Genomic DNA, 13,404 nt, shown 5'->3' on the forward strand with positions numbered 1-13,404 from the left:
TTGCACAGATTAGGATCTTGATGGAAAAACTCCAACTAGTGCGATAATATAATTAACCGTTCCATAGGGTTGTACTATATTCATAGGTTGACTTCCTCCTGTATTACCTGTTCCTCCTGATTTCATAGTTGTATTAGGCGTTTCTGTAGAATATTCTTTATCTAAGACCTTTGTTCCTCCAGGTACTGCATTTGTAGGATCAGAAGTATTACCATCTTCAGAAACTGCTGGAGCAGCGTAAGGATGGGAATGTACTGGCATATTAGCTACGGTTATAGTAGTTGTTTCAAATCCACCCTTTTGGCCTAAACGATAAGTTGATAAACCCGGACCGTTTCCTGAATGTACCGGCACTCTTCCTCTTAAGTCAGGCAAAGCAAATGTAGTCCGTCCATCGCCACCATATGTTGTACCAAGAATGGAGAACAAAGCTTGATTTTGGCTTATAGGTAAGAGCTGTCCATTACAAAATGCCCAACCTCTTGGCGCAAAATTACCCCCAAACATTTTAATTTCGCCTATAAACCCCTCCTGTTGTGCCATAGAACGATTTGCTAGACCTAGACATAGTAACAGTCCTAAAATGGTAATTGTTTTTTTCATGATTATTCATTTTTTGTTAAGAAATTGATTAATAGCTATTTAACCACAAGGAAGGTACATTAAAATTTTCACAAAAAAAACACCTATTTTCAAAACAGGTGTCTTTCCAAATCATATTCACAAAAGTGAATTAGTATGTTATAAGCGCTTTATTTAAGCTTTTTCTTAACTTCCACTTCATGGAATGCCTCAATAATATCGCCTTCTTTAATATCATTATAATTCTTAATCTGCATACCACAGTCATACCCCTTAGTTACCTCCTTGGCATCATCTTTAAATCGTTTTAACGATGCCAATTCTCCTGTAAAGACAACAACACCATCACGAATTAAACGAATGCCTGAATTTCTAAGAATCTTACCATTAGTTACCATACATCCAGCAATAGTTCCAACTTTAGAGACTTTAAACATTTCTCTAATTTCAGCAGTACCTGTAATCTCCTCTTTAACCTCTGGAGACAACATACCTTCCATAGCATCTTTAAGATCGTTTATGGCGTCATAGATAATTGAATATGTTCTAATATCAATTTCTTCTTTATCAGCAATCATGCGCGCATTTCCTACAGGTCTAACATTAAACCCAACGATAATTGCATCAGATGCCGAAGCTAATAACACATCACTTTCAGTAATAGCACCTACACCTTTATGTAGAATGTTCACTTGAATTTCTTCAGTAGATAACTTCTGGAATGAATCCGTTAATGCTTCAACTGAACCATCCACATCACCTTTAAGAATAATATTCAACTCTTGGAAATCCCCAAGTGCAATACGACGTCCAATTTCATCAAGCGTAATATGTCGTTGTGTTCTAACCGATTGCTCACGTTGCAATTGCGCTCGTTTGGAGGCAATCTGTTTTGCTTCACGCTCATCTTCAAACACATTAAACTTATCACCTGCTTGTGGCGCACCATCTAAACCTAATACAGATACCGGTGTTGAAGGCCCTGCCGCTTCAATATCATTACCCCGCTCATCATGCATGGCTTTAACCTTTCCACTGTTTTTACCTGCCAAAATATAGTCACCAACGCGTAAGGTACCAGCCTGAACTAATACTGTAGACACATATCCACGTCCTTTATCTAAAAAGGCTTCCACAACGGTTCCTACCGCCGGCTTATCTGGGTTTGCAGTCAGCTCTAATAACTCAGCTTCAAGCAATACTTTCTCTAATAATTCTTTTACTCCTGTTCCTATTTTTGCAGAAATATCATGCGATTGCACTTTACCTCCCCAGTCTTCAACCAATAAATTCATATTAGCTAAACCTTCTTTAATTTTCTCAGGGTTGGCAGCAGGTAAATCCACCTTATTAATGGCAAAAACTATTGGCACTCCAGCAGCCTGTGCATGAGATATAGCCTCCTTAGTTTGTGGCATAATATCATCATCTGCAGCCGCTACAATTATCGCTATATCCGTTACTTGAGCTCCACGAGCACGCATGGCCGTAAAGGCCTCGTGACCAGGTGTATCTAAAAAGGCAATTTTTTGTCCATTTTCTAATTCAACACCGTAGGCACCAATATGCTGCGTGATTCCTCCAGATTCACCAGCAATAACATTTTCTTTACGTATATAATCCAGAAGCGATGTTTTACCATGATCAACATGCCCCATTACTGTAACAATTGGCGCACGAGGTTTTAAATCTTCTGGCTTATCTTCTACTTCTTCAATAGACTCTTCAATATCAGCAGTAACAAACTCAACTTTATAACCAAACTCCTCAGCAACAATTGATAGTGTCTCGGCGTCTAAACGCTGATTCATAGTAACCATCATACCAAGTGACATACATGCCGAAATGATCTGTGTTACACTAACATCCATCATGGTTGCCATTTCACTTGCTGTAACAAACTCAGTTACTTTGATTATTTTGCTTTCAGCAGCTTCTATTTGCTGATCAATTTCAGTTTGTTCTCTGTGTTGATCTCTTTTGTCTCTTCTGTATTTGGCACCTTTTCCTTTGTTAGATTTACCCTGAAGTTTCTCAAGAGTCTCTCTAACTTGTTTCTTAACATCTTCCTCAGAAGGCTCCTCTTTTACAATATTACGTCGCCCTTGACCTGGTTTACCTTTAAACCTATCATTTCCTCCTGGTCTACTTCCAGCTCCTCCTGGTCTTCCAGATCTTCCTGGTCCACCACTATTTGGCGCTCCAGCTTTGCTAATACGACGACGTTTCTTTTTTGTAGCGTCGTTAGATTTAGCCTCAGGTTTTTTATCTTCCTTCTTTTTCTTAGGTTTATTGAATTGTGATAAATCAATCTTATCCCCAGAAATTTTAGGTCCTGTAAGTTTTTGATATTGCGTTTTAACCTTTTCATCAGGAATCACATTACCATCTTCATCTGTTTTCGTAGGCTGTTGTGCCACAGGCTCCTTTGAAGGAACAGCTTTATCGGCTTTCACCTCTTCTTTTACAATCTTTTCAGCTTGTTTTTGCGCAACAGGTTTCAACTCCAACTTAGGCGCTTTAGCCTTAATCACCTCCTCTTTAACAGGGGCTAATTCAGGCGTTTTTACAGGTTCCTCTTTCTTTTCAACAACAGGGGCTTGTTCGATTTTCTTTTCACCACCTAAATCAATTTTTCCAACTTGCTTAGGTCCTGAAAGGGTTTTTGAAGCTTTTACTACCTCTTCTTGTCTGGCTTTCTCTATGGCTTCCTGTGCTTTCTGCTTTGCTTCCAATTCTTTCTCACGTTTTATACGTAAATCCTCCTTTTCCTTAAGCTTAGCTTCACCCACTTCTTGCGATTTCACTTTTTTATTCGCATCCGTCTCAAATTCACCTGAAAGCATATTATATGTTTCCTGTGAAATTTTTGTAGTTGGACGCTTCTCAATAGACACGCCTTTTGAATCCAAGAATTCTACGGCACGATCTAGAGAGATGTTAAGCTCGCGTAATACTTTATTTAATCTAATTGTTTCAGCCATAAATCGCCTTTAATAATACTCAAATATATACATTATACCTCTTAAGGCATAACAATCATGCAAAACTGCACTTTTATTTACTATTCTTCAAATTCTTCTTTAAGAATTCTAATGACATCCTTGATGGTTTCTTCTTCCAAATCAGTCCTTTTAACCAAATCATTAACTTCTTGCTCAAGAATACTTTTGGCTGTATCTAAACCAGCTTTACTAAATTCTTCAATAATCCAGCCTTCTATTTCGTCAGTAAATTCTCTTAACTCAACATCTTCTTCAGCACCTTCTCTAAAGACGTCAATTTCATAGCCTGTTAACTGACCTGCTAATCTTATATTATGACCACCTCTACCAATGGCTTTACTTACTTCTTCCGGCTTTAAAATAACCTCAGCACGCTTTGTTTCTTCATTAAGTTTAATTGAAGTCACTCTTGCTGGGCTTAATGCTCTAGTAATAAACAATTGCAGGTTATTGGTATAGTTAATAACATCAATATTCTCATTACCTAATTCACGAACAATACCGTGAATTCTTGAACCTTTCATACCAACACAAGCACCTACTGGGTCAATTCTATCATCATAAGAATCTACAGCTACTTTTGCTTTTTCGCCTGGTATTCTCACTACATGCTTGATTGTTATTAAACCATCAAACACCTCAGGAATTTCTTGTTCAAATAACTTTTCTAAAAACACAGGAGAGCTTCTTGACATTATAATGGTAGGCTTAGCGCCTTTTAATTCTACACTATCAATAATCCCTCTAACATTATCTCCTTTTCTAAAGAAATCAGAAGGAATTTGTCTGTCTTTTGGCAAGACTATTTCATTACCTTCATCATCTAACAAAATTACCGCTCTATGGCGAATATGATGTACTTCGGCAGTATAAATTTCACCTATTAAATCCTTAAACTGCTTATAGATAATGGTATTATCATGCTCATAAATTTTAGAAATCAAATTTTGACGCAATGCCAAAATAGCTCTTCTTCCTAAATCAATAAGTTTCACCTCTTCAGATACATCTTCCCCTACTTCAAAATCTGGTTCTATCTTTCGTGCTTCAGTTAACGTAATTTCTTGATTTGGTTCTTCTACTTCACCATCAGCAACAACAATTCTATTTCGCCATATTTCTAAATCCCCTTTATCTGGATTCACAATGATATCAAAATTATCATCATCGCCAAACTTCTTCTTTAAGGCGCTTCTAAATACGTCTTCTAAAATTGCCATTAACGTAACTCTGTCAATTAGCTTATCGTCTTTGAATTCTGAAAATGATTCAATTAACGCGACATTTTCCATATCTCTTTTAAATTAAAATTTAATCATAACTTTTGCCTCTACAATATCTTGAAAAGGAATAACTGCTTCCTTTTTTACTGTCACTTTTCCTTTACCTACAGGTTTTGGTTCTCTAACCTTCCACTCTAAAGTAATATTCTCATCCGTCACTCCAGTAAGGGCACCTTCTAACTCTTCGGTACTTGTTCTTACTTGAAGTGTTCTTTTTAGATTCTTTTTGTATTGCCGCTTATGCGAAAACACAGCTCCCGCTCCAGCAGACATCACTTCCAAAGAAAAATCTTCTTCTTCTCTATCTAAATTATGTTCAATAGCTCTGCTTATAAACATACAGTCTTCAACCAAAACGCCTTGATCTCCATCAATTATAACTTTAATATGATTTTCACTGTTAATTGAAAAATCAATAAGAAACAAGTCTGAACGCTCTATTAGCGCAGTTTCAAGTAGTTCCGTTACTTTTGTTTTAAACATTTCTTAGTATAAAAAGAGGGGACTATCCGTCCCCTCATATTCATTATTTTCGCCTTTCAACGGTGCAAATATATAATATTTTATTGATTTTTAAAGGAAAAAGTCATAAATTTAGATACATCTTATCTCTAAGAATATGCGAAAACTACTTGTACCCACCGATTTTTCTGACCAAGCTGAAAATGCTCTAAAAGTTGCAGCGCAATTTGCCAGAGAACACCATTGCGAAATTTACCTATTACACATCTTAGAAATCCCTTTGCAGGAAGTAGACCCTTTAAATTCATACAACGACCTACCAGAGGCTATGTTTTTTATGAAGCTAGCACATAATAGGTTTGAAAAACTCCTAGAAAAACCCTATCTAAAAGGCCTTACCATTCATGAAACCGTTGATTTTCACGAAATATTCAAAGGAATTTTTCATGTTTGTCAAAAAAATGAAATTGACCTCATAATTATGGGTTCTAATGGATCAAGTGGCTTAACAGAAATGCTTATAGGGAGTAATACAGAAAAAGTAGTTAGAACATCTGAGATACCCGTTTTAGTTATCAAAAAAGAACACGAAGCTTTTACAGTTAAGGATTTTGTGTTTGCATCAGACTTCAAAAACGAAAGTATTCCTTCTTACAAAAAAGCTATTGAATTTGCCAAAAAATTAAATGCCAAAATACATTTACTTATGGTAAATACGCCAAACAAATTTATTACTACGGAAAGCTCTAAAAGACGCATGAAAATATTTGAAGAGGCCTCAGATTTTTCTAATTACACGACAAACATATTTAATGATGTCAATATTGAAAAAGGCATCATGAACTTTGCTCAATCTATTGACGCACAATTAATAGGTATGAGCACACATGGAAGACAAGGGATCTCCCATTTTTTTAATGGCAGTATTAGTGAAGATCTAGTAAATCATGCCAAACGCCCTGTGATTACCTTTAAAATATAAATAACAAAAGGGGTAACAATTTCTTGTACCCCCTTTAAATTTATCAATAACATCTTTAAGACACTAACTTTTTTTAATGCCCGTAAACCCCAAAAAAACCATTCCATGGAATGAGATTTTTTGAATTTGTTACAATACTTTTTATAATTTAACAAAGCGTTTTACGCCATGGCCTAAGGTTTTAATAATATATATTCCTGAAGTCAATTGAGACACATTTAGAGATTTTTTGCTTTCAAATCTTTTTATCTCTTGACCATTAATATTGTAAATGGCCCCAGAAAGTGTTTTATTAAATTTCAGATTAGTATTTATTACCGGGTTTGGATAAATTCTGAAATCATTCTTAGCAACCTTTTTACTAATACTTAATACAGAATCGCCTATTTGAATGATAGCCATTGATCCACTAACCTCATATCCTACTAACAATAAATCTTTTGAATCTGGACTATCGGCAGCAGGCACAAATTTAATAATCTCTGGCGCTATATCTCCAGACGTTCTATTTCCCATATAATAGGTAATAAACTCAACATCATTAGGATCTGTGATATCATACATTAAAATAGAACTTTGTCTTTCTAAAGCAATAAAGGCATAGGTTTTGCCATCTATTGCTCCAATAGCAATAGCCTCTGGCTCACCACCCTTATCATCAGATCGATCATCTAACCCGCTTTCATCTTCATTAAATAAAGCTGGTTCTTCTGATGCTATTTTTCGGCCAAACTGGTCGGCACTATCAAACACTAAATTTCCGTATTCATCAAAAATTGAAAATGATCTGGCGCCATAGGAGTAAATTTGCTCAATCTCACCATCATTATTATAATCACCCGTAGCAGTGGTCGTTTTTAAACGCCCTAAATTCGCATCTGTTTGAAGGGCTGAAGCATCCGGGTAATATAATGCATTTAAGGTTAAATCTTTCACGCGTTCCTCCTCAGAGTATCCATCATAATCTCTAGCATCACCTTCATTAGCCGTTACAATATAATTTACACCATTAACACTATATGAAGACACCGCATCTGGCATAAACATGCCCAAGGTAGGACGTTGTGTAATATTAATAGCATCATCTCTATTAGAGGCATCAAAACCAAAATCATTGGCAAACGAAATAATGCCGAGCACACTATTATCTGTAATTCCTGCTCCAGCTAGGCCAAAGTCGTTATCATTTATTACTGCAATTTCATTATTTGACAATAGTGCAATACCTTCCGCTTTATCTGACCCCTGATAACCAACAGATGGCAAGTTCAGCACTTTCGTTTTATGAACCGCCAAAATACCTTCTGCTGCTATTTCATCTGCGGTCAATGCTTCTAATTCTTTTCCGCCATAGTTCCCATTGCCTAGAATATTTGTTGCGTAATTAATATCAATTTCGAAAATATACTTTTTCCCTGTTGCCACAGTAGGGCCTTCAGAATCTCGCTCAATAACCAAGAATTTTCCATTTCCAGTATAAACAGCATCTCCCATTTTATCAACTCTAGATGAGGCGTAACCAGCATCTCGGTTTCTTTCTAATAAGTATACATATTCACTTACAGGAACGCCAGTATCTGCGTTAACCCCTAAAATTCTAATGACATCTGAATTAATTTTGGTTGCACTAGATGGGTTGTACAACGGCGACTGTATAAAGGCATAGATGATATGATTTACTTCATCGTAAGCAATCGCTTCAAAACCTCTATTCGCTCTGCGTTTAGAATAGACTTCTGGTAATGTTTCAGCGCCGAAGGCTCCAACAGCCTGAGGTGTTGTTCCTAATAATGAGGTTCCAGAAGGCACATAGCGCTCAATGAGTTGCCCATTAGCTTCAAACTTATATAAGGCTGGTCTGTACTCATCGCACATCCAAAATTTACCGTCCTTATCCATTAAAACACCTTCAAAATCGCCTCCGTAGGCATCATAGACCAACTCATGATATTCTTCTGAAGCGCCATCAACATAGTCGGCGTGGGTATAGGCTGTGGCCTCATCTGTATATGTCACAGGAACCTCATCAAAACCGGGGATATTACCTTTTCCAGTAATAGGTGTAGTTCCATCCTTTCTGGTCAATAAAATTTGATCATCTAAAGTAATATTGCCTGTATTCTTATTTAAAGTAAATTTTGCTATTCTACCTTGGTAATTAGGCAATTTAAATGGTCTCAAGTTTTGAGAAGAAGCGGGGATAACTTCAGCTTTAGCAACCGCAGCATCGTTTGGCCCTCTATCTGGCACGGCATAGAATACATAATTTGTAGCCGTAGAGTTTGCAGCATCATAATACAATCCAGAAAAGCCACCCAATGCCACAGCATCCTGACCTCCATCGTAAACTGGAGTTCCTAATGAAGGCCATGCGGATACCAAATCATTAACAACATAACTAGTAACTGAAGGCGTACCTAACAAATGGTTTTTATAACCAAGAGGTAGAATATCCAAAACAGAATTATTGCTTAAATCAACAACCACCAAAGCATTGTTTTCTTGACAGTTTACATAAGCTTTTGAGCCATCTTCAACTACGGTTATAAATTCTGGCTCTAAATCTTGAGATACGGTAGCCGCGCCATTATTCCCAAATATTCTAATGCCTTTATTCTGAAGACTTGCTTTTTTATCATCATAAGCATTAAAATTTATAGGCGTTACAGTCGCCGAAGCAACACCAGCACTTAAATCAATTATGGATATTGCTCCTTCAGGATCATTGATGTAATCGCCAGAAGGCTCACCCTCATTCGCGACCAAGAGTTTCATACCGTCAGGAGTAAATGTCAACATATCTGGCAATGCACCAGCAGTAACTTCATTCACATAAACACCATCCAAATTAAAAAACACAACTTTTCCAGGATTTTGTTTAGGATCGGCTTCAACTGCCACAGCAACAATACTTCCATTTACCGCGACAGAATTAGGTCCAGCGCCATAAGTTGATAAGTCTACATTTTTTACTAATACAGGAGTAGATGGGTTACTAATATCTACTATCGTAAAGCTATTATTTGCAGAATTGGTAAAGAAAGCTTGCTGATTGATTACATCATAGGCTACAGTTTCAGCTGAACCTTCAGTATTGGTCTCATAATTCGATAAAAACTGCAAAGGGTTTTGGGCCTGAACAGCAGTAAAACATAATGCTAGTACACTAGCAAAAAAAGTAATTTTTTTCATTCTTTTTTGATTCGATTAATTTATCCTCAAATGAATGAATTATAAAAAACCTCAATATTACCTTAAAATTATTTTGATGTAAAGCATGAGACTGAAGTATTAAATTAAAGCTATGCCAAACTTCAAAACATTAAGCCTATATTAAGAAAGCATGATTAACAATTGGATTTGTAATTAATTAAAGAAAAAGCACAAAGACAGTAGAAGATTCAATTTTGACCCAATAAAAAAGTCTTCCTTAAAAAAGGAAGACTTTTGTTGGCCCACTAGGGCTCGAACCTAGACTCTTTGGTACCAAAAACCAACGTGTTGCCAGTTACACCATGGGCCATTCATGTAATGAGGGTGCAAATTTAATATAATATTTTTTTTGCACAAGTATTTTTTAAAAAATAATTATCAATTTCTATAGCTTACCGAAAAGTCCTTACAAATATTCTCTGACGACAGCGTTCTCATCTATTTCAAAAACATGGAAAAACCCTTTTATGTTAAGACAAACTAAATAGTTACGTCTCATTTCATATTTATTGTTAAATTCGCCTCAGCAAACAAATTAATGAAATACATGGCACATTCTGACTATAAAAAATGGAATACAATTTTAGGTTGGTTTTCTTTTTTAATAGCACTTATAACCTACAGTTTAACCGTTGAACCCACAGTTAGCTTTTGGGATGCAGGGGAATATATTTTAACTTCAGCCAAATTGCAAGTAGGTCACCCACCAGGAGCGCCACTATTTCAAATGATGGGTGCTTTTTTCTCTATGTTTGCGTTTGAACCTTCTCAAGTTGGTTTTATGATGAATATGATGAGTGCTGTTGCCAGTGCATTCACCATTTTATTTATGTTCTGGACCATAACACTTCTACTCAATAAACTAGTGGGAACAAATGGCGATTTACCTCAAGGTAAAGCCATAGCTATTTTAGGTAGTGGATTAGTTGGAAGTTTAGCATTTACCTTCACAGATTCATTTTGGTTTAATGCCGTTGAAACTGAAGTATACGCTATGGCAACGTTAATTATGTCTGCCTTGTTTTGGCTAGGTTTACGTTGGGAGCAGGATATGGATACGCCACGAGGTAATCGTTGGCTTATTTTAATTGCTTTTATTATAGGTCTTTCTTTTGGAGTTCACTTTATGGGCTTATTGACCATTCCAGCCATTGGTTTACTCTACTATTTTAAAAACTACAAAACCATTACCGTAAAAAACTTCATTATTGCAAACGTAGTATCGGTTGGTATTCTATTATTTGTTTTTAAGCTTTTAGCACCTAATATCTTAAAGATTTTTAGTGTTTTCGAAATATTTTTCGTGAATACCATTGGGCTCCCTTTTAACTCAGGATCCATTATTGCGGGCATTACGTTAATTGCTGTTATATTTTATGCTATAAAATATACACGCCAAAAAAACTATGTGCATTTAAACACTGGAATTCTGTGTATTACCTTTATAATTATAGGATTTTCAACGTGGCTCATGCTTCCTATTCGCGCAAATGCCAATGTGGTGATTAATGAAAATAATCCATCAAGTGCACGAGAACTCTTGGCATACTACAATTTAGAGCAGTATCCTGAGACACACTTATTCTATGGCCCCCAGTTTACAGACCAGTACGCTTATTTAGATGACAACAATCCGTACATCGATGATAAACCAAAATACGAAAAGGACGAAGAAAAAGGCGAATATGTTGTTGTTAATGATTTCAAAAATGCAAGGCAGAATTACAACTCAAAACACGCTTCAATCTTACCCCGCATGTGGAGTAGCGAACATGCCGAAAACTATATGATGTTTTCAGGTTTTTTAGATTTTAAATTAAAACCTGACTATCAGATGGAGAACGAACTCCGTTCGGCCGTTTCTAATTTCAAAAATGATGTTGCCCGAGGCAATGTAGATTATGAAGATTACAATGCCTTTTTAAAGAAGTTCAAAGATTATATTGATATTGAAAAACCCTCTTTAGGCAGTAATATTTTGTACATGTTTGAATACCAATTAGGTTATATGTACTGGCGCTATTTTATGTGGAACTTCTCTGGACGACAAGATGATATCCAAGGTAGATATGATAACCATGGTAACTGGATAACTGGTATTAAACCTATTGACGAATGGCATCTTGGCCTTTCTCAAGATAATTTACCTAGTGATGTAATAAACAATAAAGCACGAAACACCTATTATTTACTTCCCCTAATACTTGGGCTTATTGGATTTTTCTTTCTATTTAATAGAGATAAAAATAGATTTTGGGTGATGTTGGTGTTTTTCTTATTTACCGGAATTGCCATTCAGGTCTATACCAACGTACGTCCTTTTGAACCAAGAGAGCGAGATTATTCCGTTGTTGGCTCCTTCTATGTGTTCGCATTATGGATAGGTTTTGGTGTGTATGCCATTTATGATACCATTAAAAAATATATGCCAGAAAAACTTGCAGCACCAATAGTTACTGCAGCATGCTTATTATTGGTTCCGGCTGTTCTGGCGGCAAACAATTGGGATGACCATGATAGATCTGATAAATATACAGCCAAAGCTATGGCAAAAATGTATTTAGATTCTTGTGCTGAAAATGCCATTCTTTTTACCATAGGTGATAATGATACTTTTGCCCTGTGGTATGCTCAAGAAATAGAAGGTTACAGAACCGATGTTCGTGTGGTAAACACCAGTTTATTTCAAACAGATTGGTACATAGATCAAATGAAGCGAAAAGCTTATGAAAGCGACCCAATACCGTCTCAGTTAACGCATGACTTATATAAATATGGCACTAATGATTATATCATAATTCAACCTGTTATTAAGGATACCCTAGAGGTAAAGCAATTTCTAGATTTTGTAGGCAGTAATAACCCTAAAACGAAATATAAGTATGTACTACAACAGCAGGGTGTTGATTTATCTAAGGTGCGAAGTCAAGATGCAAATGCAACCTATTTACCAACACCTTACCTTCGTTTGCCAGTAAACAAGGAAAATGCATTAACATCGGGTACTGTAAAACCTGAAGATGCTGATAAAATTGTATCTCATATTGACCTAAAAGTTACAGGAGGTGCGCTTTACAAAAACAGATTATTAATGTTAGACATTGTGGCGAATAATGAATGGAAACGCCCAATATATTTCACAGGTGGTAGCTTTGGTGATGATGATTATATTTGGATGAAAGACTATCTTCAATTGGATGGCATGTGTTATAAACTTGTTCCAATTAAAACCCCAGTTGATAGAGCAAACCCATTTGATATGGGACGTGTTGATAGTGATTTGATGTATGAAAAAGTTAAGAATTGGGATTGGGGTAATAGCGGGAGTCCTGACATCTATCACGATGTTGAAACACGAAAAAACTCTATTACATACAGAGGGAATTTGGCGCGTTTAGCGGAACAGTTAATCAATGAAAACAAGCTGGATAAGGCAGAAGAAATAGCCGATATTGCTATGGATAATATGCCAATTGAATACTTTGGATACTATACGCTATTAGAACCCTATATTAGTACCTATTATGAGGTTGGCAATAAAGAAAAAGCACAACGCTTATTTAAAGATGTTGCCAAGAAATATCAAGAAAATCTAGTGTATTATAGTAGGTTGAAAATTGACAAACAAGAACGTCTGTTCGAGGATATTTATACGGACATACAGCGTTACAAAGGCTTGGTTGATGTTTTAATTAAGTATGACATTGATTTTGCTGAAACTGAAGGAGACATCTTTAATAATTATTTAAAGTCATTCAGGCATTTTTATGGAGAAGATGAACCTGAACCCCAGGAGCGTATGGATAGTGATATCCCAGAGCGCGATGCATTACAATTAGAAAGTGACAGTTCAAATTAATCATTGATATGTTTAAGG

At 36.1% G+C, this 13,404-nt stretch carries 7 protein-coding genes and 1 tRNA gene; 2 read left to right on the forward strand and 6 right to left on the reverse strand.

Features of this window, described 5'->3' with window-relative positions; translation table 11 throughout:
• Positions 1-9 precede the first annotated feature (9 nt).
• The 4 genes from IE051_RS04745 to rimP form a co-directional block, all read right to left on the reverse strand.
• Positions 10-603 (reverse strand): phage tail protein, encoded by a 594-nt coding sequence (locus tag IE051_RS04745; RefSeq protein ID WP_308427696.1) that lies wholly within the window; start codon positions 601-603, stop codon positions 10-12.
• Between the two features lie 149 nt (positions 604-752).
• A complete protein-coding gene (infB, locus tag IE051_RS04750) occupies positions 753-3,566 on the reverse strand; it encodes a translation initiation factor IF-2 (protein WP_189359631.1) in 2,814 nt (937 codons plus the stop codon).
• Positions 3,567-3,646: 80 nt separating this feature from the next.
• Positions 3,647-4,879 (reverse strand): transcription termination factor NusA, encoded by a 1,233-nt coding sequence (gene nusA, locus IE051_RS04755; protein ID WP_189359632.1) that lies wholly within the window; start codon positions 4,877-4,879, stop codon positions 3,647-3,649.
• A 12-nt stretch (positions 4,880-4,891) separates the two neighbouring features.
• Entirely contained in the window at positions 4,892-5,353 is a 462-nt protein-coding gene (gene rimP / locus IE051_RS04760; protein ID WP_189359633.1) for a ribosome assembly cofactor RimP, read from the reverse strand.
• A 136-nt stretch (positions 5,354-5,489) separates the two neighbouring features.
• Here rimP and IE051_RS04765 point away from each other — a divergent pair, with 136 nt between their 5' ends.
• Complete coding sequence (locus tag IE051_RS04765) at positions 5,490-6,314, forward strand: universal stress protein (protein ID WP_189359634.1); 825 nt, start codon at positions 5,490-5,492, stop codon at positions 6,312-6,314.
• A 141-nt stretch (positions 6,315-6,455) separates the two neighbouring features.
• Here IE051_RS04765 and IE051_RS04770 read toward each other — a convergent pair whose 3' ends face one another.
• Positions 6,456-9,506 carry a choice-of-anchor I domain-containing protein gene (locus tag IE051_RS04770; RefSeq protein WP_189359635.1) on the reverse strand — a complete coding sequence of 1,017 codons (3,051 nt, stop codon included), beginning with the start codon at positions 9,504-9,506 and terminating at the stop codon, positions 6,456-6,458.
• A 258-nt stretch (positions 9,507-9,764) separates the two neighbouring features.
• Positions 9,765-9,837 (reverse strand) — tRNA-Gln (locus IE051_RS04775).
• 237 nt (positions 9,838-10,074) lie between these two features.
• On the opposite strand from IE051_RS04775, the gene IE051_RS04780 reads away from it, so the two are divergent.
• Positions 10,075-13,386 (forward strand): DUF2723 domain-containing protein, encoded by a 3,312-nt coding sequence (locus IE051_RS04780; protein WP_189359636.1) that lies wholly within the window; start codon positions 10,075-10,077, stop codon positions 13,384-13,386.
• Positions 13,387-13,404: the final 18 nt, after the last annotated feature.

This window comes from Algibacter mikhailovii (assembly GCF_014651495.1).
In the GTDB taxonomy this organism is placed as follows: Bacteria; Bacteroidota; Bacteroidia; order Flavobacteriales; family Flavobacteriaceae; genus Algibacter_E; species Algibacter_E mikhailovii.

Excerpts from the sequence above, each read along its gene's own strand:
- IE051_RS04745 (WP_308427696.1), bottom strand. The coding sequence starts at position 603 with ATGAAAAAAACAATTACCATTTTAGGACTGTTACTATGTCTAGGTCTA.
- infB (WP_189359631.1), bottom strand. The coding sequence starts at position 3,566 with ATGGCTGAAACAATTAGATTAAATAAAGTATTACGCGAGCTTAACATC.
- nusA (WP_189359632.1), bottom strand. The coding sequence starts at position 4,879 with ATGGAAAATGTCGCGTTAATTGAATCATTTTCAGAATTCAAAGACGAT.
- rimP (WP_189359633.1), bottom strand. The coding sequence starts at position 5,353 with ATGTTTAAAACAAAAGTAACGGAACTACTTGAAACTGCGCTAATAGAG.
- IE051_RS04765 (WP_189359634.1), top strand. The coding sequence starts at position 5,490 with ATGCGAAAACTACTTGTACCCACCGATTTTTCTGACCAAGCTGAAAAT.
- IE051_RS04770 (WP_189359635.1), bottom strand. The coding sequence starts at position 9,506 with ATGAAAAAAATTACTTTTTTTGCTAGTGTACTAGCATTATGTTTTACT.
- IE051_RS04780 (WP_189359636.1), top strand. The coding sequence starts at position 10,075 with ATGGCACATTCTGACTATAAAAAATGGAATACAATTTTAGGTTGGTTT.